The organism is Nocardia sp. NPDC059154 (genome assembly GCF_042755705.1).
In the GTDB taxonomy this organism is placed as follows: domain Bacteria; phylum Actinomycetota; class Actinomycetes; order Mycobacteriales; family Mycobacteriaceae; genus Nocardia.
In genome coordinates, this window is record NZ_JBHZCS010000031.1 from 45355 (window position 1) to 65164 (window position 19810).

General features: G+C 68.6%; 23 protein-coding genes. 20 read left to right on the plus strand and 3 right to left on the minus strand.

What is annotated here, in order from left to right:
- Positions 1-144: 144 nt before the first annotated feature.
- From ACFXN1_RS25675 to ACFXN1_RS25690, 4 genes are all read left to right on the plus strand, one after another.
- Entirely contained in the window at positions 145-453 is a 309-nt protein-coding gene (locus ACFXN1_RS25675) for a hypothetical protein (RefSeq protein WP_354837728.1), read from the plus strand.
- A gap of 119 nt (positions 454-572) precedes the next feature.
- Complete coding sequence (gene ffh, locus ACFXN1_RS25680) at positions 573-2144, plus strand: signal recognition particle protein (protein WP_379438750.1); 1572 nt, start codon at positions 573-575, stop codon at positions 2142-2144.
- A gap of 247 nt (positions 2145-2391) precedes the next feature.
- The gene (locus ACFXN1_RS25685) at positions 2392-3339 is read left to right on the plus strand and encodes a fumarylacetoacetate hydrolase family protein (protein ID WP_379438749.1); all 948 of its coding nucleotides are present in this window, start codon (positions 2392-2394) and stop codon (positions 3337-3339) included.
- A gap of 33 nt (positions 3340-3372) precedes the next feature.
- Positions 3373-4110: an MBL fold metallo-hydrolase gene (locus ACFXN1_RS25690; protein ID WP_379401126.1), complete on the plus strand. Its 738-nt coding sequence runs from the start codon at positions 3373-3375 to the stop codon at positions 4108-4110.
- A gap of 61 nt (positions 4111-4171) precedes the next feature.
- Here ACFXN1_RS25690 and ACFXN1_RS25695 read toward each other — a convergent pair whose 3' ends face one another.
- Positions 4172-4492 carry a hypothetical protein gene (locus ACFXN1_RS25695; protein WP_379438747.1) on the minus strand — a complete coding sequence of 107 codons (321 nt, stop codon included), beginning with the start codon at positions 4490-4492 and terminating at the stop codon, positions 4172-4174.
- 58 nt (positions 4493-4550) lie between these two features.
- Here ACFXN1_RS25695 and ACFXN1_RS25700 point away from each other — a divergent pair, with 58 nt between their 5' ends.
- The 8 genes from ACFXN1_RS25700 to ACFXN1_RS25735 all read left to right on the plus strand — a co-directional run bounded on the left by ACFXN1_RS25700 (position 4551) and on the right by ACFXN1_RS25735 (position 11503).
- On the plus strand, positions 4551-4949 hold the full coding sequence (locus ACFXN1_RS25700) for a hypothetical protein (protein ID WP_379463683.1): 399 nt from the start codon (positions 4551-4553) through the stop codon (positions 4947-4949).
- 56 nt (positions 4950-5005) lie between these two features.
- Positions 5006-6106 carry an amidohydrolase family protein gene (locus ACFXN1_RS25705; RefSeq protein ID WP_379438744.1) on the plus strand — a complete coding sequence of 367 codons (1101 nt, stop codon included), beginning with the start codon at positions 5006-5008 and terminating at the stop codon, positions 6104-6106.
- A 505-nt stretch (positions 6107-6611) separates the two neighbouring features.
- Entirely contained in the window at positions 6612-7049 is a 438-nt protein-coding gene (rpsP, locus tag ACFXN1_RS25710) for a 30S ribosomal protein S16 (protein WP_356997761.1), read from the plus strand.
- Positions 7049-7291 carry an RNA-binding protein gene (locus ACFXN1_RS25715; RefSeq protein WP_029930032.1) on the plus strand — a complete coding sequence of 81 codons (243 nt, stop codon included), beginning with the start codon at positions 7049-7051 and terminating at the stop codon, positions 7289-7291. The genes rpsP and ACFXN1_RS25715 overlap by 1 nt, the downstream gene beginning before the upstream one ends.
- A complete protein-coding gene (gene rimM, locus ACFXN1_RS25720) occupies positions 7292-7828 on the plus strand; it encodes a ribosome maturation factor RimM (RefSeq protein ID WP_379438742.1) in 537 nt (178 codons plus the stop codon).
- A 4-nt stretch (positions 7829-7832) separates the two neighbouring features.
- Positions 7833-8528, plus strand: a complete 696-nt coding sequence (gene trmD / locus ACFXN1_RS25725; protein WP_379438741.1) for a tRNA (guanosine(37)-N1)-methyltransferase TrmD — start codon at positions 7833-7835, stop codon at positions 8526-8528.
- A 12-nt stretch (positions 8529-8540) separates the two neighbouring features.
- Entirely contained in the window at positions 8541-8867 is a 327-nt protein-coding gene (locus tag ACFXN1_RS25730; protein ID WP_379438739.1) for a DUF732 domain-containing protein, read from the plus strand.
- Between the two features lie 317 nt (positions 8868-9184).
- On the plus strand, positions 9185-11503 hold the full coding sequence (locus ACFXN1_RS25735; protein WP_379438785.1) for a Tex family protein: 2319 nt from the start codon (positions 9185-9187) through the stop codon (positions 11501-11503).
- A gap of 70 nt (positions 11504-11573) precedes the next feature.
- Here ACFXN1_RS25735 and ACFXN1_RS25740 read toward each other — a convergent pair whose 3' ends face one another.
- Both ACFXN1_RS25740 and ACFXN1_RS25745 read right to left on the minus strand, forming a co-directional pair.
- Positions 11574-11942: a bleomycin resistance protein gene (locus ACFXN1_RS25740; protein WP_379401132.1), complete on the minus strand. Its 369-nt coding sequence runs from the start codon at positions 11940-11942 to the stop codon at positions 11574-11576.
- 69 nt (positions 11943-12011) lie between these two features.
- Positions 12012-12221 (minus strand): TOBE domain-containing protein, encoded by a 210-nt coding sequence (locus tag ACFXN1_RS25745; RefSeq protein WP_354837704.1) that lies wholly within the window; start codon positions 12219-12221, stop codon positions 12012-12014.
- Positions 12222-12377: 156 nt separating this feature from the next.
- Between ACFXN1_RS25745 and ACFXN1_RS25750 the strand changes: the two genes are divergently transcribed.
- From ACFXN1_RS25750 to ACFXN1_RS25785, 8 genes are all read left to right on the plus strand, one after another.
- Positions 12378-13313: a hypothetical protein gene (locus tag ACFXN1_RS25750; RefSeq protein WP_379438737.1), complete on the plus strand. Its 936-nt coding sequence runs from the start codon at positions 12378-12380 to the stop codon at positions 13311-13313.
- A 36-nt stretch (positions 13314-13349) separates the two neighbouring features.
- Positions 13350-15032, plus strand: a complete 1683-nt coding sequence (locus tag ACFXN1_RS25755) for an alpha-keto acid decarboxylase family protein (protein WP_379438736.1) — start codon at positions 13350-13352, stop codon at positions 15030-15032.
- A gap of 164 nt (positions 15033-15196) precedes the next feature.
- Positions 15197-15538 (plus strand): 50S ribosomal protein L19, encoded by a 342-nt coding sequence (rplS, locus tag ACFXN1_RS25760; RefSeq protein WP_033086110.1) that lies wholly within the window; start codon positions 15197-15199, stop codon positions 15536-15538.
- A 119-nt stretch (positions 15539-15657) separates the two neighbouring features.
- Entirely contained in the window at positions 15658-16479 is an 822-nt protein-coding gene (gene lepB, locus ACFXN1_RS25765) for a signal peptidase I (protein ID WP_379401136.1), read from the plus strand.
- A 27-nt stretch (positions 16480-16506) separates the two neighbouring features.
- Positions 16507-17262, plus strand: coding sequence for a ribonuclease HII (locus tag ACFXN1_RS25770; protein WP_379401137.1), 756 nt, complete (start codon positions 16507-16509; stop codon positions 17260-17262).
- Between the two features lie 43 nt (positions 17263-17305).
- Complete coding sequence (locus ACFXN1_RS25775) at positions 17306-17611, plus strand: DUF2469 domain-containing protein (protein ID WP_040859817.1); 306 nt, start codon at positions 17306-17308, stop codon at positions 17609-17611.
- Between the two features lie 86 nt (positions 17612-17697).
- Positions 17698-18054: a YraN family protein gene (locus tag ACFXN1_RS25780; protein ID WP_379438735.1), complete on the plus strand. Its 357-nt coding sequence runs from the start codon at positions 17698-17700 to the stop codon at positions 18052-18054.
- Between the two features lies 1 nt (position 18055).
- Positions 18056-19564, plus strand: a complete 1509-nt coding sequence (locus tag ACFXN1_RS25785) for a YifB family Mg chelatase-like AAA ATPase (protein WP_379438734.1) — start codon at positions 18056-18058, stop codon at positions 19562-19564.
- Positions 19565-19810 lie beyond the last annotated feature (246 nt).

Genomic DNA, 19810 nt, shown 5'->3' on the forward strand with positions numbered 1-19810 from the left:
CAAACCGCATGTCTGCCGGTTAATCAGAATGTTGCAGGAGATTTGCTGCAATACCGATCGGGTGATCGGAGTCACACCCTAGTATTCGCGTGCAAGGTCGATCCGGAGGTCCCAAGCTGTCGCGAGCATGAGGGGAGCAGGTCGGTGGCAATCGAAGTCGTATCCGCGTCGATGATGACCAGCGATTTGACCGCACACATCGCCCGCTGCGTGGGTGGTGATCGCTGGGTGGTCTCCTGGCTGCCGGGGCGCACCCTGAGCGGTCAGCAGGCGGTGACCGCGATGACCATCGCGTCCACCGTCGCCGACCAGGCGCCCTCCGACGCCGAATGGGCGTTGCTGGACGGGCTCGCCCTGGAACTGGGCCTCACCGCCCGCGAGGCGGTCGGTATGGTCGCCACCGAGAACCATGATCTGCGGCGGCCCGGCCCGCGTCCCCGCTCGCTGGAATAGCCGCCGGAACCGCTTGCCACGCCGCCTCGTTCGCGCAGGTCCGAGCCTGGCGCAACGGCATCACGCGGATCCCACTACCCTGGTATCTCGAGTGACGTCCCTCGAGATCAGGAGCATCGGTGTTCGAATCCCTTTCCGACCGGTTGGCCGGTGCCCTCAAGGATCTGCGTGGCAAGGGACGCCTGTCGCCGGCGGACATCGACGCGACCGCCCGTGAGATCCGGCTGGCGCTGCTCGAAGCCGACGTGGCGCTGCCCGTGGTGCGCGGCTTCATCGCCAAGATCAAGGAGCGGGCCAAGGGCTCCGAGGTCTCCGCCGCCCTGAATCCGGCGCAGCAGGTCGTCAAGATCGTCAACGAGGAGCTCGTCAATATCCTCGGCGGCGAGACCCGGCGGGTGCGGCTGGCCAAGAACCCGCCGACCGTCATCATGCTGGCCGGTCTGCAGGGTGCCGGTAAGACCACCCTCGCGGGCAAGCTCGCCAAATGGCTGAAGGCGCAAGGACATACGCCGCTGCTGGTGGCCTGTGACCTCCAGCGTCCCGGCGCGGTCACCCAGCTGCAGGTGGTCGGCGAGCGGGCCGGGGTGCCGGTCTTCGCGCCGCACCCGGGCACCTCCATCGGCGGCGGCGAGAACCCGCTGGGCGTCTCGGCCTCCGACCCGATCGATGTGGCGCGCGCCGGTATCGAAGAGGCGAAGACCAAGCAGTACGACGTGGTCATCGTCGACACCGCCGGTCGCCTCGGCATCGACGAGGAGCTCATGCGGCAGGCCGCGGGCATCCGCGACGCCGTCAACCCCGACGAGACCCTGTTCGTCCTCGACGCCATGATCGGTCAGGACGCGGTCGCCACCGCCGAGGCCTTCCGCGACGGCGTCGGCTTCACCGGTGTCGTGCTGACCAAGCTCGACGGCGACGCCCGCGGTGGTGCGGCCCTGTCGGTGCGTGAAATCACCGGTCAGCCCATCCTTTTCGCCTCCACCGGCGAGAAGCTCGAGGACTTCGACGTCTTCCACCCCGACCGCATGGCCAGCCGCATCCTCGGCATGGGCGACCTGCTCACCCTGATCGAGCAGGCCGAACAGGTCTACGACGCCAAGCAGGCCGAGGAGGCCGCCCGCAAGATCGGCTCGGGTGAGCTGACCCTCGAGGACTTCCTCGAGCAGATGCTGGCCATCCGCAAGATGGGCCCGATCGGCAACCTGCTGGGCATGCTGCCCGGCGCGGGGCAGATGAAGGACGTGCTGGCCCAGGTCGACGACAAGCAGCTCGACCGGGTGCAGGCCATCATCCGCGGCATGACCCCCGCCGAGCGCGCCAACCCCAAGATCATCAATGCCTCCCGCCGCCTGCGCATCGCCAATGGCTCGGGCGTCGCGGTGTCCGACGTCAACCAGCTGGTCGACCGGTTCTTCGAGGCCAGGAAGATGATGGGCGCGATGTCCCGGCAGTTCGGCCTGCCGGGCGCGGGCCGTGGCGGCAAGAACACCAAGAAGGGCAAGAAGGGCAAGAAGGGCGGGCGCGGCCCGACCCCGCCGAAGGTGCGCGGCGGCTTCCCCGGTATGCCCGGCCTCCCGGGCGGCATGCCCGCCGGTATGCCCGACCTCTCCAACCTCCCCGCCGGTCTCAACGAGCTGCCGCCGGGCCTGGAAGGTTTCGACCTCTCGAAGCTGAACTTCCCCAAGAACTGATCCGCGCGAACCCGATTCGGCCCCGCCCCACCCGGGCGGGGCCGAATTGCGTTCCCGGCCAAGGGTCATCGTGCGTTCGTACCCAGGATTCGATCGACATCGCCATCGGTGCCCCCAACGCCCAACTGGTCCTGTACGCGGATGACGACCACTGCGCCATGGGTCATGCCGTGCAATGGTCGGAATTATCGGTACGGTTCCTGCGTGACCACTTGGTGTCCTCCGACGCGGCAGAACCGGTGATGCGATGACCGAACCCACCCCGCTCCCGCGCCTGCGCCGCACCCTCGACCGCGGCCGGCGGTGCATCCTCCGCCAGATCGACACCGGTGGCGGGTGGACGACGGTCGGCGAATCCGAGGGCGGCGCAGCCGATCTCGTGCCCTCGGCCTGGACCGAGGAGTTCGAGCTGGCCCGCTACGAGCGCCTGGACCTCGCCGACGGGGCCACGGTGCTGCCGGTATGCCCGGCCTCGTTCCGGGACTTCATGCTCTACGAGAAGCATGCCGTGGACGCCGCGCGCGGGATGGCCCGCCGATTCCTGCCCGGCGGATACCGGCTCGGGCAGGCGTACGAGACGATGACCCGCCGGACGTTCCCGGCCTACCGGCCGCACCGGCTCTGGTACGCCCAGCCCATCTACTACCTGTCCAATGCGCTGACCATCGTGCCCTCGGGTGTCCCGATCGCGCCGCCCGCCTACAGTCGCGCACTGGATTTCGAGCTCGAACTCGGGGTGGTGCTGGGCGTTCCCCTGCGCGACGCGTCGCCGGAGGAGGCGCTGGCCGCGATCGCGGCGGTGGTGGTCGTCAACGACTTCTCGGCGCGGGATGTGCAATTGGCGGAAATGCGGTCGGGTTTCGGCCCGCAGAAGTCCAAGCATTTCGTCAGCTCGATGTCCGGGACGGCGGTCGCCGGTGCGGCGGTGGCCGACCGGCTCGATCGGCTCACGGCCACGGTGGCGATCAATGGGGAGACGGTGTCCCGCACCGGGACCGGGGGCATGCGCTTCTCGCTCGGTGAGGCCATTGCGCATGTCTCGCGCTCGGAGCAGCTGTATCCGGGTGAGCTGCTGGCCACCGGCACCCTGCCCGGTGGCAGCGGTATGGAAGTGGGCCGCTGGCTGGCTCCCGGCGACGAGCTGCGCCTGGAGATCGACGGCATCGGCGTCATCGAACATCGAATCCAACCGTGATCGACCACCGAATCCGACACTGAGGAGGGGTACGTGAAAATCGACCAGGTTTCCGATTCCGTCTACGTCGTCGCGGGCACGAACGTCAACTGGGCGTTGGTCAGTGACGAGCGCGGCGTGACCGTCGTGGACGCCGGATATCCCGCCGACACCGAGTCGGTGCTGAGCTCGGTGCGCCAGATCGGGCACGAGCTCGGCGATATCGCCGCGGTCCTGCTGACCCATGCGCACCTCGATCACATCGGTGCGATTCCGACCCTGGTCGAACGCCTGGGCGTGCCGGTCTACACCGGTGCCGAGGAGGTCCGGCACGCCAAACGTGAGTACCTGCAGCAGATCACGCCCGTGGACATGGTGCGGCAGTTGCGGACTCGGCGCGGGGCGGTCTGGGTCGCGCAGACCCTGCGCGCCTGCGTCGGTCACATCGGGATGACCGTGCCGACCGCTCGAACCGCCGACGCCGATACCCTGGCGGCGCTACCCGGCGGTTTCGTCGAGGTGCCGACGCCCGGTCACACCAACGGTCACACGGCGTATCTGATGCCGTCCGAGGGTGTGCTGTTCTCCGGCGACGCCCTGGTCACCGGTCACCCCCTGTTGCTCGAGACCGGTCTGCAACTTCTTCCGAGCGTGTTCAACCACGATGAGGCGGGGACGCTCGCGAGCGCCCGCGCGCTCAGCACGCTGGAGGCCGGGATTCTGGTTCCCGGGCATGGGCTGCCGGTCCGGCACGACCTGTCGAGCCTGCTGGGTGATTTCGCCCGGCCGTGATCGGCGGGCCGGGCCGCCGCGGGCCACAGGTTCCGGCGGCGGCCAGGGGCCGACGGTGAGGTCAGATCGGCAGGCAGGGGTTGTCGTTGCCGGGCGTGACCTTGGTGCTGCCGGTGCTCAACCCGATACCGCAGAGGATCACGGCCACGATCGAGATGGGTGCCGCGGCCGAGGCGGTGATCATGCCCGGATCCCAGTTGACTCCGAACGCGCTGGACCCCGAGCTGGTCGCTACGGGGGCGGCGGTGGTGGTGTCCGGGGACGGCTGGTCGAGGGAGACGGGCGCGGCCTGTGCGGTGGCGCCGACTGCGGTGACGGTCGCGCTGATCGCCAGCGCGGCGACTGTCAGGCGGATTCGATTGCGGGCGAACAACAATGACATGGGTGGGCCTCCAGCAAAGTGATGTGTGACCCGATCGTAAACGGATATTGAAACTCGCGTGCTTCAAATTTTGGGAATGCGGGTGGAGTTGACGGCCGCGGGGCACACGCTGCTGCGGCACGCGGATCTGCTTGCGGCACAGGCGGAGAGCGCACGGGCGGAGCTGGCGGCGCACCGGGCGGGCATCGCGGGAGTGCTGCGGATCAGTGCGATGCCGACCGCCCTCGCGGCCCTGGTGGCGCACGGGTTCGGGGTGAGTCCGGTGCCCCGGCTCGCGTTCCTGCCGCCGGAGCTGGCGGTGGTGCGCGTCCCGCTGCACGACGATCCGGTCCCGGTCCGCCGTCATCTGTCCGCGGTGCGGCGGGGCGGCGCCGAGCATCCGGTGATCGCAGCCGGGCTGGATGCCATTCGCGGGCTTTGCCGGGAGCGCACCGATATCACCGTGCTCGACGACTGATGCGATAGTGGACCCGGATTCGTGTCGAGACATACGTCCCAGGCGAGGAGGTCGGCATGCGGCTGCATTTCCGCGGCGTGGTCCTGCCCGATGACGAAGTCCGCGACCTCTGGGTGCGCGACGGCCGGATCTCCGCGGAGCCGATTACCGGCGCCGACACCGTGCAGTCCTCCGGCTGGATCGTGCCAGGCCTGGTCGACGCCCACTGCCATGTTGGCATCAAATACGGCGGCGGACACGAGGATTCGGCGGGCGCGATCGCCCAGGCCGAGGTCGAGCGGGACGCGGGCGCCTTGCTGCTGCGCGATGCGGGCTCGCCCATCGACACCCGTTTCATCGACGACCGCGACGACCTCCCGCGCATCATCCGCGCGGGCCGCCACGTCGCCCGCCCCCGGCGCTACATCCGCGAACTCGGCATCGAACTCGACGACGAGCGCGACCTGCCCGAGATCGTCGCCGAGCAGGCCTGCCGCGGCGACGGGTGGGTCAAGATCATCGGCGACTGGATCGACCGCGCGATCGGCGACCTCGCCCCACTGTGGTCCGACGACATCCTGAAGGCCGCCATCGACGCCGCCCACCGCGAGGGCGCCCGCGTCACCGCCCACGTCTTCGGCGAGGACGCCCTGCCCGGCCTGCTGAACGCCGGCATCGACTGCATCGAGCACGGCACCGGCCTCACCGACGACACCATCGCCCTGATGGCCGCCCACGGCACCGCCCTCGTTCCCACCCTCATCAATATCGACACCTTCCCCGGAATCGCCGACGGCGCAACCAAATTCCCCGCCTATGCCGCCCACATGCGCGACCTGCACCGCCGCTCCCGCGCCACCGTCGCCAAGGCCCACGAGGCCGGCGTCCCCATCTACACCGGCACCGACGCCGGCGGCTCCATCCGCCACGGCCGCATCGCCGACGAGATCGCCGCCCTCGCCGGCGCCGGCTTCACCCCGCACAACGCCCTCGGCGCCTCGTCCTGGCACGCCCGCACCTGGCTCGGCCGCCCGGGCATCGAACCCGGCGCCCCCGCCGATTTCGTTGTGTACCAAGAAGACCCACGAGAAAACCTGGCCGCGCTCGCCACCCCCTCCTGGGTGGTATTACGCGGCCGCGTCTACAACCGCCGCGACCCGGTCACCAGCCACCGCTGAGCTCCGGGTGCTCAGGCGACCCGCCAAGTTCTGCACCATGAGCTGCATCCGCCGCAGGTGAGGGGTCGGTCGGACGGGTCTGGCGATTCGGCTGCGCATTCAAAGTGAATCGGTCATGCTTCAGACGTTTGTTGTTTCGACTCGATGAGGAGATGACCGTGGGGTCTATCGAAACCCTGGCCATTAGCGTGTTGGCCGGTTTGATCGTGAAGCTGCTGACGTCCGGGAGCTCCGGGCCCGGCCCGGTTCAGCCGTAGGCTCTGCGTGAGACGCAGCCCATCGGGGTCGTACCCGGTGGGCTGTGGTGTTTCCGGGGCCGGCTCAGGGCGATTTCTCCGGGCCGCCGGTGCTCTGGCAGAATGGACGACCGTCCTCATCGAGGACAGTGTCAGCCCGTCTCCGGTTCCGTACCGCGCGGCGGTCACAGCACTTGACGCAAAACCGGGTCCACCTCGTGTGGGCTGCTGAATTGCGACGTGACCAACCATTTGAAAGGCATCAGCTCATGGCTGTTCGTATCAAGCTGACCCGTATGGGCAAGATCCGCAACCCGCAGTACCGCGTCGTCATCGCCGACGCCCGTACTCGTCGTGACGGCCGCGCCATCGAGTCCATCGGCAAGTACCACCCGAAGGAAGAGCCGTCGCTCATCGAGATCGACTCGGAGCGCGCTCAGTACTGGCTGGGTGTCGGCGCGCAGCCGACCGAGCCGGTGAAGCGTCTGCTGGAGATCACCGGCGACTGGCAGAAGTTCAAGGGCCTGCCGGGCGCCGAGGGCACCCTGAAGACCAAGGCCCCGAAGCCGTCCAAGCTGGACCTGTTCAACGCCGCGCTGGCCGCCGCCGAGAACGAGCCGGTCGCCGAGGCCGTCACCCCGAAGAAGAAGGCCGCCAAGAAGGACGAGGCCGCCGAGGCCGAGGCCACCACCGAAGCCGCCGAGTAATGAGTGCCGTTGTCGCCGATGCCGTCGAGCACCTGGTGCGCGGCATCGTCGCCAATCCCGACGACGTCCACGTCGAGCTGATCACCAGCCGTCGTGGCCGGACCGTCGAGGTGCACGTGCACCCGGATGATCTGGGCAAGGTGATCGGTCGTGGCGGTCGTACCGCGACCGCCCTGCGCACCCTGGTCGCCGGGATCGGCGGTAAGGGCATTCGCGTCGACGTGGTCGACACGGATCAGTAGATGGAACTGGTCGTCGGGCGGGTCGCCAAGTCACACGGTGTGCGTGGCGAACTCGTCGTAGAAGTCCGCACCGACGAGCCGGAACTGCGGTTCGCGCCCGGCCGCGTCCTGAAGGGGAAGCTGCCGCGCGCGAAGCAGACGCAGGAATTCGAAGTGGAGTCGGTCCGGGAGCACTCGGGCCGGCTTCTCCTGCGTCTGGACGGCGTCGCCGACCGCACGGCCGCGGATGCGTTGCGGGGCATGCTGTTCGTGGTGGACTCCGCGGATCTGCCACCGTCGGAGGACCCGGACGAGTACTACGATCACGAACTCGAGGGCCTGCGCGTCGAACTCGGCGACGGCACCCAGGTCGGCACCGTCAACGAGGTGCTGCATTCCGCTGCGGGAGAACTGCTTTCGATCAAGGCCGGGGACGCGTTCCCGCCCGCGGGCCGGGAGATCCTGGTGCCGTTCGTGCTGGCCATGGTGCCGACGGTGTCGGTCGCCGACGGCCTGATCGTCATCGACCCGCCCGAGGGCCTGCTGGACCCGGAGTAGCGGCGTGCGAATCGACGTAGTCACGATCTTCCCCGAATACCTCGAGCCGATGCGAGCGGCCTTGCTGGGCAAGGCGATCGACAAGGGTCTGCTCGAGGTGGAGGTGCACGACCTGCGCCGGTGGACCCACGACGTCCACAAGTCGGTGGACGACACCCCCTACGGCGGCGGGCCGGGCATGGTCATGAAGCCGACCGTGTGGGGCGACGCCCTCGACGAGGTGTGCCCGGACGACGCGCTCCTGGTGGTGCCGACTCCAGCTGGCGTGCCGTTCACGCAGGAGACCGCGCAACGGTGGTCCGCCGAAGAGCACATCGTCTTCGCCTGCGGTCGCTACGAGGGCATCGACCAGCGCGTCTTCGACGATGCCGCGCGCCGGGTGCGCGTCGAAGAGGTCAGCATCGGCGACTACGTGCTCATCGGCGGCGAGGCCGCCGTGCTGGTCATGACGGAGGCGTTCGTCCGGCTGATCCCGGGCGTCCTCGGCAATCAGCAATCCCACGAACAGGATTCGTTCTCCGACGGTCTATTGGAAGGCCCCTCCTACACCCGGCCGGTGTCCTGGCGCGGCCTCGACGTCCCCGAAATCCTGTTGTCCGGCAACCATGCCAAGATCGCCGGGTGGCGGCACGAACAGTCGCTGCGCCGCACGGCCGAACGCAGGCCCGACCTCCTACCGGATAACTTGGGCCATGCGTGAAGGAGATTCATCATGCGTGAAACCAGAGGATTTCTCAGCGCGACGCTGGCCGGGCTGGCCCTGTTCGCCGCGATGTTCGGCGGCGGCAAGGCGGTCGCGGACAACCTCGATGTGCTCTTCCTGAGTCACCTGGGCGACCAGACGGTCGCGTCGCCCGGCTACGAGGACACCGCGGACGGGCAGCGCCTGATCGCCGAGGGCAAGGACATCTGCGCCCACCTGCGTGCGGGCACCCCGGTTGTAGCGACCGACCAGTGGGGATTCGGGGAAAGGCTCGCCCGCGCGGCCGTCGCGGTGTACTGCCCCGAATTCAAGGCGTCCCCAAGAGATTTCGGCTGACGGTGAAATTCGGTACGTAACAACTGATTTCGCGAGGATCGGGGTAACTCCCCGGGTACGCCCAGAGGTGATTCGGCACCCGGCGCAGGCACGCATGCGTCACGGGTGACGGCTCTCGGCGGGGCGCTGAAGTCTCGGAGAGGCGGGGCAATGACCGAATCCTGTGTGGGCCTTGCACGCACTGTCGGGTGGCGGCGGTAGTGTCTGCGGGCGTGACGACAGCCTCCGAAACCGTCAGCGCAGCATCCGCAGGTGCCGCATCCACGGGTGCAGCGACCACCGAGAGCACCGTCCGCCTCGCCAGCGTCGGCCGGCGTATCGCCGACGAGCTGGGGGTGCGCGAGGAGCAGGTGCGCTCCGCCGTCGAGCTACTGGACGCCGGGTCGACCGTGCCGTTCATCGCCCGCTACCGCAAGGAAGTCACCGGTGGGCTCGACGACGCCCAGCTACGCACCCTCGACGAGCGCCTGAGCTACCTGCGCGAACTCGACGAGCGCCGGGGCTCGATCATCGAATCCATCCGTGGCCAGGGCAAATTGGACGAGGCGCTGCACGCGCAGATCATGCTCGCCGACACCAAGGCCCGCCTCGAGGACATCTACCTGCCCTACAAGCCCAAGCGGCGCACCAAGGCGCAGATCGCGCGCGAGGCCGGGCACGAGCCCGTGGCCGACGCACTCCTGACGGACCCGACCACCGATCCCGCGCAGTACAACGCCGAACAGCTCGACGGCGCGCGGTCCATCCTGGTGGAGCGTTTCGCCGAGGACGCCGACCTGGTCGGTGAACTGCGCGAGCTCATGTGGGAACGCGGGCAGATGAGCTCGACGGTGCGCGCGGGCAAGGAGGAGGCGGGCGCGAAGTTCGCCGACTATTTCGAATTCTCCGAGCCCTTCAGCAAGCTGCCCTCGCACCGCATCCTGGCGCTGCTGCGCGGTGAGAAGGAAGAGGTGCTCAACCTGCACCTCGAACCCGACACCGAGGAGCCCGAGGACGGGCAGCGCTCGATCTACGAGGGTCGCATCGCCATCAAGTTCGGGATCGCCGATCAGGGCCGCGCCGCCGACTCCTGGCTGTTGGACACCGTGCGCTGGGCGTGGCGGACCAAGCTGCAGGTCAGCATGGGCATCGATACCCGAATGCGGTTGCGGCAGTCCGCCGAACGCGATGCCGTCGACGTGTTCGCGGCCAACCTGCGCGACCTGCTGCTCGCGGCGCCCGCCGGCACCCGCTCGACCATGGGCCTGGACCCGGGCTACCGCACCGGTGTGAAGGTCGCCGTCGTGGACGCCACCGGCAAGGTGGTCGCCACCGAGGTCATCTACCCGCACAAGCCGCAGGGGCAGACCGAGAAGTCCCTGGCCGTGCTGGGCGCACTGGTCGCCCGCTTCAATGTCGAGCTCATCGCCATCGGCAACGGCACCGCCTCCCGCGAGACCGACGCCCTTGCTGCCGAACTGATCTCGCGCATCCCCGAGAACAAGCCCACCAAGATCGTGGTCTCCGAGGCGGGCGCGTCGGTGTACTCGGCCTCCGCATACGCCTCACAGGAACTGCCCGACATGGACGTGTCGCTGCGCGGCGCCGTCTCCATCGCCCGCCGGCTCCAGGACCCGCTGGCCGAATTGGTGAAGATCGACCCGAAGTCCATCGGCGTCGGCCAGTACCAGCACGACGTCTCCGAAACCCTGCTGGCCCGCTCGCTGGGCGCGGTCGTCGAGGACGCGGTGAACGCCGTCGGCGTCGACGTGAACATCGCCTCCGTCCCGCTCCTGTCCCGGGTCTCGGGCATTTCCAACTCGATCGCGGAAAGCATTGTGGCGCACCGCGATGCCAACGGCCCGTTCCGCAGTCGCGCCGCACTCAAGGATGTCCCGCGCCTGGGCCCCAAGGCGTTCGAACAGTGCGCGGGATTCCTCCGCATCCGCGAGGGCGACGACCCGCTGGACACCTCCGGCGTGCACCCCGAGGCGTACCCCGTGGTCCGGCGCATCCTCGATGCCAGCGGTAAGGGTGTGAAGGAGATCATCGGCAACACCTCCGCCCTGCGCGCTCTGCGGCCGGCCGACTTCACCGATGAGCGGTTCGGTGTCCCGACCGTCACCGACATCATCGCCGAACTCGAGAAGCCCGGCCGCGACCCTCGCCCCGAATTCAAGACCGCTGAATTCGCGGCGGGCATCGAGAAGGTCGCCGACCTGAAGCCCGGCATGGTGCTCGAGGGCGTCGTCACCAATGTGGCCGCGTTCGGCGCCTTCGTCGACATCGGCGTCCACCAGGACGGCCTGGTCCACGTCTCGGCCATGTCCCACAACTTCGTCAAGGACCCTCGCGAGGTCGTGAAGTCCGGCGACGTCGTGAAGGTCAAGGTCCTCGAGGTCGACGTCCAGCGCCAGCGCATCGGCCTGTCCCTGCGCCTCGACGACGAGCCCGGAAACGCCAAGCCCGACCGTGCCGACCGCGGCCCGCGCAACAACCAGGGCGGCGGCCAGCGCGGCGGCAACCGCGACAACCGGCAGGGCGGCCAGGGCGGCCAGCGCCAGGGCGGACAGCGTCAGGGCGGCGGCAACCGCAACCAGCCCGCCCCCAGCGGTTCGATGGCCGACGCCCTCCGCCGCGCCGGCTTCGGCCGCTGACCAGCAGGTCCCGAACCAGCCGTCCGGCCGCACCCACACCCGGGTCCGGCCGGACGGCCGTCCGGCACCGCTAACTCAGTGGGGAGCCGACCCGGTGCAGGGTGCCGTCGGGGTCGACGTAGCCGAATTCCCTCAGGCCGTAATCGGTGTCGACCGGGGTGGTGAGGCGGCCGGGCAGGTCTGCGGAAGCCCACTCCGCGTGCAGCGCGTCGGCGTCGGAGACGTAGAGGTAGACGGCCGCGGCGGTTCGTATCGCGTCGTGCTCGTCCCACTCGGTGAGGTGCAGGGATACGCGGCCGCGGTCGGCGAAGCCGTAGCGAGCGTCGCCCTCGTAGGCGTGGACGCTGAACCCGAGGCGGCGATAGCGGGCCAGGGCGGCGTCGAGGTCGAGGACCGGGATCACGGGGGCGACGCGATCGAAGGTGATGTCGTCCGGCATGGAAGCTCCGAAAAATGAAGACGCCGAGGCGGTCCCGGTTCGGGGGCGCCTCGGCGTGCTCGTGGTGGGTTATTCGACGCCGAGGGAGACCTCGGTGGATTTGATGAGGACCTTGACGGGTTTGCCGTCGGCGAGACCCAGGTCGTCGGCGGCGTCGCGGGTGATGGAGGAGGTGATCTCGTCACCACCTGCGAGGCGGATGCGCACCACCGCCATGGCCTCGCCGCGGGTGACCTGGGTGACTGTTCCATCGAGCTGGTTTCGTGTACTCAGTCGCATGGTGTGAGCCTAGTCACCGGCAGCCGCCATTTCGATGGTGGCTGGAAGGTTGCTCTATCACGTCGCGACCGCATGTGATCTTTCCGTGCGGGTGGGCGGCGCGGGTAGCGTGGCGGGGGTTGGCGTTCGCACGAGGGTTTCGGAGGCGACAGGGGCATGCACGTGCATCGGTGGTGGGAAGATGTCGTGGTGGCACACGGCAGAATGCCATTGGCATGCCTGCTTCTGGGGTTCATCGTGGGGTTCCTGCTGATCCGAATCAGCGTGCGGCTCATCCGCAAACAGGTGCGCTGGTGGCCGGGCAATGTGCGGGCCGGGGACGTGCACATCCACCACATGGTGTTCGGGGTGATCCTGGTGCTCGGCTCCGGCGTCGGGTTCGTGACGCTGTATCAGAGCAGCGTCGGCGTCACCAGTGCGCTGGCCGCGGTGTTCGGGCTCGGCGCGGCGCTGGTTCTCGACGAGTTCGCGCTCATCTACTACCTGCGCGACGTGTACTGGGAGGAGCAGGGCCGCACCTCGGTCGATGCGGTGTTCGTGGCCCTTGCCGTGACCGGGCTGCTGCTGCTCGGTTTCCATCCGCTGTGGTTGCTGAACATCGGCAATATCCGTGATCTCCGGACCGATCAGAATGTGCCCGAGCGGCTGTTCACGATCGGGTTCGCGTTCGGGAATCTGCTGCTGGCGGCCATTGTCATTGCCAAGGGCAAGATTTGGACCGGTCTGTTCGGAATGTTCTTCCCGCCGCTGCTGGTCATCGGCGCGCTGCGGCTGAGCCGCCCGGGCGCACCCTGGGCGCGTTGGCGCTATGCCTCCGGCTCGGGCCTCATGCGGCGTGCGGTGCGGCGCGAGCGCCGCTATCGCCGCCCGATGATCCGGGCCAAGATCTTCGTGCAGGACCTGCTGGCGGGCAAGCCCGATGCCGCGCACGTGCTCCGCGCCGCCGAGGAGGAGCTGGCCCGGACCGTGGTCCCGGCCCCGCACGCGCCGCCCTCGGCCCACCCGCACCTCATGCACGGGCGCAAGCACGGGGATCGGCCCCTCGAGCCCCAGTCCGCAGAGCATCCCCCGGAATCGGTCGATAGCCAATGAGTTGCTGACTGTCGGTCGGCGTGCCAGGGTTGAGCCATGGGCTACGTTGTCGGCGACTATCTGCTCGATCGGCTCCGGGAACTCGGCGTCACCGAAATCTTCGGCGTTCCCGGCGATTTCAATCTGCAGTTCCTCGACCATGTCATCGCCCACCCCGACATCCGCTGGATCGGCAGCGCCAACGAGCTGAACGCCGGCTACGCCGCCGACGGGTACGCCCGCCTGCGCGGCATCGGCGCGGTCGTCACCACCTACGGCGTGGGCGAGCTGAGTGCGGTCAACGCCATCGCGGGCAGCTACGCCGAGCATGTGCCCGTCGTGCACATCGTCGGCGTGCCCGCCAAGGACATCCAGGCCGGTCACCGCGTCATCCACCACACCCTCGGCGACGGCGACTTCCACCACTTCCGCCGGATCGCCGCCGAAGTCACCTGCGCGCAGGCCGATCTCGGCGCGGCCGACGCCTGCCAGGAGATCGACCGGGTGCTGAATTCGGTTCGCGTGCATCGCCGTCCGGGGTATCTCATGCTGGCCACCGATACCGCGCGGGTGGAGGTGTCCCCGCCCGCGACGCCGCTGGCGCCGCCCGCCGACTTCTCGAGTGCGGGCGCGCGGGCAGCCTTCACGCAGGCGGCACGCGAATTCCTCGGCGGCCGGCGGGTGGCCGTCCTCGCGGATATCTTCGTCGATCGGGTCGGAGCGACCGACCGGTTGCGCACCCTGGTCGGCCCGACCCCGGGACAACCGCACGGACTCCCGCACGCCACCCTGGCCTGGGGCAAGACCGTGGTCGACGAATCCGCCCCGAATTTCCTCGGTGTCTACACCGGTGCGGCCTCCCCGCCGCAGGTACGGGCCGCCGTCGAGGACGCCGACCGCCTGGTGACCGTCGGGGTCCAGTACACCGACAGCATCACCGCGGGTTTCAGCCACCGCATCGACCCGCACCGCACCATCGATATCGGTCCCGAGCGCACGGTGATCGGGGGAGTCGACGCCTTCGCGCCGCTGTCGCTCACCGCGGCCCTGGAGATCCTCACCGAGCTGGCCCCCGAATTCGCCGCTCCCGCACCGATTCCCGCCCCGGCGGCCGCCGCCCCGGATGCCCCGCCCGCCGTGGACGCCCCGCTCACCCAGGCCGCCCTGTGGCCCCTGGTCGCGGCAGCGCTGGGCAACAGCAACATTGTCGTCGCCGACCAGGGCTCGGCCTTCTTCGGACTGGCCACGCTGCGCATGCCGACCGGCATCACCTTTCTCGGCCAGCCGCTGTGGGGCTCGATCGGCTATGCCCTCCCGGCCGCCCTCGGCGCGGGCATCGCCTGCCCCGACCGTCGCGCGGTCCTCGTCATCGGCGATGGCGCGGCCCAGCTTTCGATCCAGGAGCTGGGCACCTGGATCCGCGAGCAGCTGAACGGCGTGATCATCCTGGTCGACAACGACGGCTATGCCATCGAACGCGCCATCCACGGCCCGGCCGCCCCGTACAACGACATCGCCCCGTGGCGCTGGCCCGAACTCCCGCACGCCTTCGGCGGCGACGCCGAGTCGGTCCTCACCCTCCGCGCGACCACGGTCGGCGAGCTGCAACACTGTCTGAAAGCCGCGACGGACGAGCAGGACCGGCTGGTCTTCCTGCAGGTGATCACCGGCGCCACCGACTACCCGCCGCTGGTCTCGGACATCGCCTCCGCCCTCACCCGCGCGAATACCCGCACGTAGGGGCCGATTAACCGCGCGATCCCGGCGTCTGGCACAATGCTCAGGTTGCTTTGGGCGCGCTGTGCCCGGGCACCGCCCAAATATCCGGAGCACGAACCGGTAGAGCACCCTCACCGGGTAGCCGCCAGGTTCCTCTGTTCGCGCGAACTCCAATAAGGACGGACATGAACACCCTCGACTTCGTCGACGCAAGCTCGCTGCGCAGCGACATCCCGGACTTCCGCCCGGGTGACACGGTCAACGTGCACGTGAAGGTTATCGAAGGCAACAAGGAGCGCATCCAGGTCTTCAAGGGCGTCGTCATCCGCCGCCAGAACGGTGGCATCCGCGAGACCTTCACCGTGCGCAAGGTTTCGTTCGGTGTCGGCGTGGAGCGCACCTTCCCGGTGCACAGCCCCAACCTGGACAAGATCGAGGTCGTGACCCGCGGTGACGTGCGTCGCGCCAAGCTGTACTACCTGCGCGATCTGCGCGGCAAGGCCGCCAAGATCAAGGAAAAGCGCTGAAGTAGTCGCAGCTCCCGCTGAGCCGGTGAACGGCTCGGGGCAGGATCGACAGTCGGCTCGCCGACAACGAGTAGCCCGGCACCGCATGGTTCTTCGCGGTGCCGGGCTACTCTGTTCCGGTGGCAGACGAGAGCGAGTCGGTGACGAAGTCCGGGTCCGGCAACGGCAATGGGGCGAAGACGCCCGAGGCGCCCGAGACACCCCAGCCGAAGTCGAAGAAGAAGCAGCGCCCGTTCTGGCAGGAGCTGCCCATCCTGATCGGTTTCGCGGCGCTGATCGTGGCGCTGCTGGTGACCTTCATCGGCCGGCCCTACGTCATTCCCTCGCAGTCCATGGAACCCACCCTGCACGGCTGCGCGGGCTGCACCGGCGACCGCATCTATGTCGAGAAGCTGAGCTACTACTTCGGCGATCCCGAGCCGGGCGACGTGGTGGTGTTCGTCGGCCCGACCAGCTCGTGGAACAGCCACTACAAGTCGATCCGCTCCTCCAACACCGTGGTGCGCGGGGTCCAGAACTTCCTGTCCTTCTTCGGCCTGGTGCCGCCGGACGAGAACGATCTGGTGAAGCGGGTCATCGCCACGGGTGGGCAATCGGTCAAATGCTGTGACGCGCAAGGCCGGATCCTGGTCAAGGACGACAGCCCCGGCGCCGACTGGAAACCGCTCGACGAGCCGTACGTGAAGTTCAACAACCCCTTCGACCCTCAGCACCCGGACGTGCAGTTCAACGCGGGCGGTCGCGCCTTCCCCGAGATCAAGGTGCCCGCCGGCAACCTGTGGGTGATGGGTGACAACCGCGCCGAGTCCGCCGACTCCCGCTACCACATGAAGGACGAGCTGCAGGGCACCGTGCCGGTGAAGGATGTGCGCGGCAAGGCCGTGTTCAAGATCTGGCCGCCGAGCCGGATGGGTCCGGTCCGGGCGCAGGACCCGCAGTAGAGGCGAGAATCGCGGGATAATCGACCGGTGGGGAAGATGGCGAGGGTCGCCGAGCCCGGTGTGAGCCGGAAGGCGCGCGGCGGCAAGAAGATTCAGCGGATCGACCGCGGTGACTGGCCGCCGCGCGTGGTCATGCGGCAGGCGGGCGGGCTACGCACCCTGGAAGCCGCGCTGATCCGCAGCGGCCTCGGTCCGGTCGCGGGCGTCGACGAGGCCGGGCGCGGCTGCGCGGCGGGCCCGCTGGTGGTGGCCTCCTGCCTGCTGCCACCCAAGGCCTACGCCTCCCTCGCCGGTCTCGACGACTCGAAGAAGCTCACCGAGAACGCCCGCGAACAGCTGTTCCCCATCATCAAGCGGCTCGCGCTGGCCTGGGAGGTGGTGGTCGTCCCGGCCTGGGAGATCGACGCCATCGGCATCCACGTGGCCAATATCGAGGGCATGCGGCGTGCGGTGGCCGGGCTGGATCCGGTGCCCGGCTACGTCCTCACCGACGGCTTCCGGGTGCCGGGTATCCCGGTGCCGTCGCTGCCCGTGATCGGCGGCGACGCCTCGGCGGCCTGCATCGCCGCGGCCAGCGTGCTGGCCAAGGTGACCCGTGACCGCATCATGGTGGAGATGGACGAGCAATACCCGGGCTACGGATTCGCTGCCCACAAGGGCTACAACACCCCCGAGCACAATGAGGCGCTGACCCGTCTCGGCATCACTCCCGAGCACCGCCGTTCGTGGCGAAACGTCCGGGAGACCGGCCGAGTGGCTACCGACACGGCGTATGCGGGATGATGTCTCTACACCCAGTTGGGCGACAAGGAGGACGTTCCACCCGATGAGCGCCGAGGACCTCGAGAAGTACGAAACCGAGATGGAGCTATCCCTGTACCGCGAGTACAAGGACATCGTCGGGCAATTCTCGTACGTGGTGGAGACCGAACGTCGCTTCTACCTCGCCAATTCTGTCGAACTGCGGCCGCAGAACGCCGATGGCGAGGTGTACTTCGAGGTACGGATGTCGGATGCATGGGTGTGGGACATGTACCGGCCGGCGCGCTTCGTGAAGCACGTTCGCGTGATCACCTTCAAAGACGTGAATATCGAGGAGTTGGAGAAGACCGACCTGCGGCTTCCCGACTAGTCCACAGGCCGCAGGTTATCCCCAGGCTCACTGTTTTCCCAGTTCGGCATGGCCGGGTCCGTCACGGGCCCGGCCATGCTGGCTGAATGGCACAGCATCTGGCGCTGGGAGCGCAGGGGGAGGAACTGGCCGCGGACTTTCTCCGCGCCGCCGGCATGGAGATCGTCGCCCGCAATTGGCGATGCCGCTTCGGCGAACTCGACGTCATCGCCCGAGAGGGCGAGGTGACGGCCTTCGTCGAGGTCAAAACCCGCCGCACCCTCACCTGCGGTCCACCCGAGGAAGCCGTCACCTACCTCAAACAGCGCCGCATTCGCGAACTCGCCGCCCGCTGGCTGCGCGAACAGAACGGCCCATACCTGCGCATCCGCTTCGACGTGGTCGCCGTCCTCCTGTTTCCGGGCCGCACCCCGGAAATCCGCCACCTGAAGGCGGTGTTCTGAAATGCCTTTGGGCAGAGCCTATTCCGTCGCCGTCAACGGCGTGGAGGGCCAACTCGTAGAAATAGAAGCCGACATAGGCCAGGGCCTCCCCTCGGTCCACCTGGTCGGCCGCCCCGACACCACCCTCCAGGAATCCCGCGACCGTGTCCGCGCCGCCGTCACCAATACGGGCGAGAAGTGGCCTGACGGCCGCGTCATCCTCGCCCTGTCCCCGGCCACGCTGCCGAAGGTCGGCAGCGTGTACGACGTCGCTCTGGCCGGTGCCGTGCTGGACGCGGCCGGAGCGATCCCGTCGAATCGTCTCTCGGAGTCGGTACTGCTGGGTGAACTGGCACTGGACGGCCGCGTGCGCCGGGTGCGCGGCATTCTTCCGGCGGTACTGGCGGCGCGGAACGCGGGGCGGCGCACGGTCATCGTCCCGACGGCCGCCCTGCCCGAGGCGGGCCTGGTCGACGGCATTCGCGTCCTCGGGGCATCGACCCTGCTCGAATTGCTGGATTGGCTGCGTGGCGGCGGCGAGCTCGCGCTTCCCGATCCGGTCCAGCCGACGGCCGAGACATCGATCGGGGACCTGCGCGAGGTGGTGGGCCAGGACGAGGCGCGCTGGGCCCTGGAGGTGGCCGCGGCGGGCGGGCATCACCTGCTGCTGACGGGCCCGCCCGGCATCGGGAAAACCATGTTGGCGCAACGGCTTCCAAGCTTGCTGCCGTCGCTGCGCGAACGGGATTCCCTGGAGGTGACCGCGATTCACTCGGTGGCGGGCACACTGTCCGACGATGCCCCGCTGATCACCGCGCCGCCCTTCGTGGCACCCCATCATTCGTCGTCGGTCACGGCGATGATCGGCGGCGGTTCGGGGTCCGCCCGGCCCGGGGCGGTCAGCTGCGCCCATCGCGGCGTCCTGTTCCTGGACGAGTGTGCAGAGATCGGCAGCAAGGTCCTCGAGGCGCTGCGAACTCCCTTGGAGGAAGGCGAGGTTCGCATCGCGCGCCGGGACGGGGTGTCCCGTTTCCCGGCCCGATTCCAACTCGTCCTCGCGGCCAACCCGTGCCCGTGCGCACCCGCCCGCGATATCGACTGCATCTGTGCGCCCCTGGCCCGCCGCCGCTACCTCGGCAAACTCTCTGGCCCGCTGATGGATCGCATCGATCTCTCGGTGCAGATGCACGCTCAGGCCGCCGGAGCCTTCACCGGCGACGAGGTCGAGAGCAGCGAGGAGGTGCGCGCCCGCGTGACGGCGGCACGGAACGCGGCCGCTGAACGATGGGTCGAACTCGGCATGACCACCAATGCGGAGGTGCCCGGCCACGTTCTCCGCCAACGCTTCCGGTTGCCCCGTGAGGCGCTTGCCCCGGTCGAGAACGCCCTCCTGCACGGCCGTATGTCCGCCCGCGGCGCCGACCGCGCGATCAGAGTCGCGTGGACCGTCTGTGACTTGCGTGGCGGTGATGTGCCCAGCGCCCAGGACGTCCTGCAGGCATTGAGCTTTCGACAGCGAGGTGGAGCATGAGCGAGACGACGGACAACCCCGATTCGATGCGGCGTACTGGTGTACGCCACGAATCCAATTCGGCCGCAGAGGATGTGGCGGCGGGAGCACCGGTCGCGCCTGCCTCTCGAAGCGCTGCCGATGCGACCGACACCGGGCTTGGTCGGTCTGGTTCGGTCTGCATCACCGATTCCGGGTCACGCGCACCCGGTCACGTCAGCGAATTCGGCCGGGGCTCCGGGTGGACGGGGGCGAAGCACGGCGCGA

Bases quoted from the DNA above. Each gene is read 5' to 3' on its own strand.
- ACFXN1_RS25685 (WP_379438749.1), top strand. From the start codon at position 2,392: ATGACCGAACCCACCCCGCTCCCGCGCCTGCGCCGCACCCTCGACCGC.
- ACFXN1_RS25695 (WP_379438747.1), bottom strand. From the start codon at position 4,492: ATGTCATTGTTGTTCGCCCGCAATCGAATCCGCCTGACAGTCGCCGCG.
- ACFXN1_RS25705 (WP_379438744.1), top strand. From the start codon at position 5,006: ATGCGGCTGCATTTCCGCGGCGTGGTCCTGCCCGATGACGAAGTCCGC.
- rpsP (WP_356997761.1), top strand. From the start codon at position 6,612: ATGGCTGTTCGTATCAAGCTGACCCGTATGGGCAAGATCCGCAACCCG.
- ACFXN1_RS25715 (WP_029930032.1), top strand. From the start codon at position 7,049: ATGAGTGCCGTTGTCGCCGATGCCGTCGAGCACCTGGTGCGCGGCATC.
- rimM (WP_379438742.1), top strand. From the start codon at position 7,292: ATGGAACTGGTCGTCGGGCGGGTCGCCAAGTCACACGGTGTGCGTGGC.
- ACFXN1_RS25730 (WP_379438739.1), top strand. From the start codon at position 8,541: ATGCGTGAAACCAGAGGATTTCTCAGCGCGACGCTGGCCGGGCTGGCC.
- ACFXN1_RS25740 (WP_379401132.1), bottom strand. From the start codon at position 11,942: ATGCCGGACGACATCACCTTCGATCGCGTCGCCCCCGTGATCCCGGTC.
- ACFXN1_RS25745 (WP_354837704.1), bottom strand. From the start codon at position 12,221: ATGCGACTGAGTACACGAAACCAGCTCGATGGAACAGTCACCCAGGTC.
- ACFXN1_RS25750 (WP_379438737.1), top strand. From the start codon at position 12,378: ATGCACGTGCATCGGTGGTGGGAAGATGTCGTGGTGGCACACGGCAGA.
- ACFXN1_RS25755 (WP_379438736.1), top strand. From the start codon at position 13,350: ATGGGCTACGTTGTCGGCGACTATCTGCTCGATCGGCTCCGGGAACTC.
- rplS (WP_033086110.1), top strand. From the start codon at position 15,197: ATGAACACCCTCGACTTCGTCGACGCAAGCTCGCTGCGCAGCGACATC.
- ACFXN1_RS25775 (WP_040859817.1), top strand. From the start codon at position 17,306: ATGAGCGCCGAGGACCTCGAGAAGTACGAAACCGAGATGGAGCTATCC.
- ACFXN1_RS25780 (WP_379438735.1), top strand. From the start codon at position 17,698: ATGGCACAGCATCTGGCGCTGGGAGCGCAGGGGGAGGAACTGGCCGCG.
- ACFXN1_RS25785 (WP_379438734.1), top strand. From the start codon at position 18,056: ATGCCTTTGGGCAGAGCCTATTCCGTCGCCGTCAACGGCGTGGAGGGC.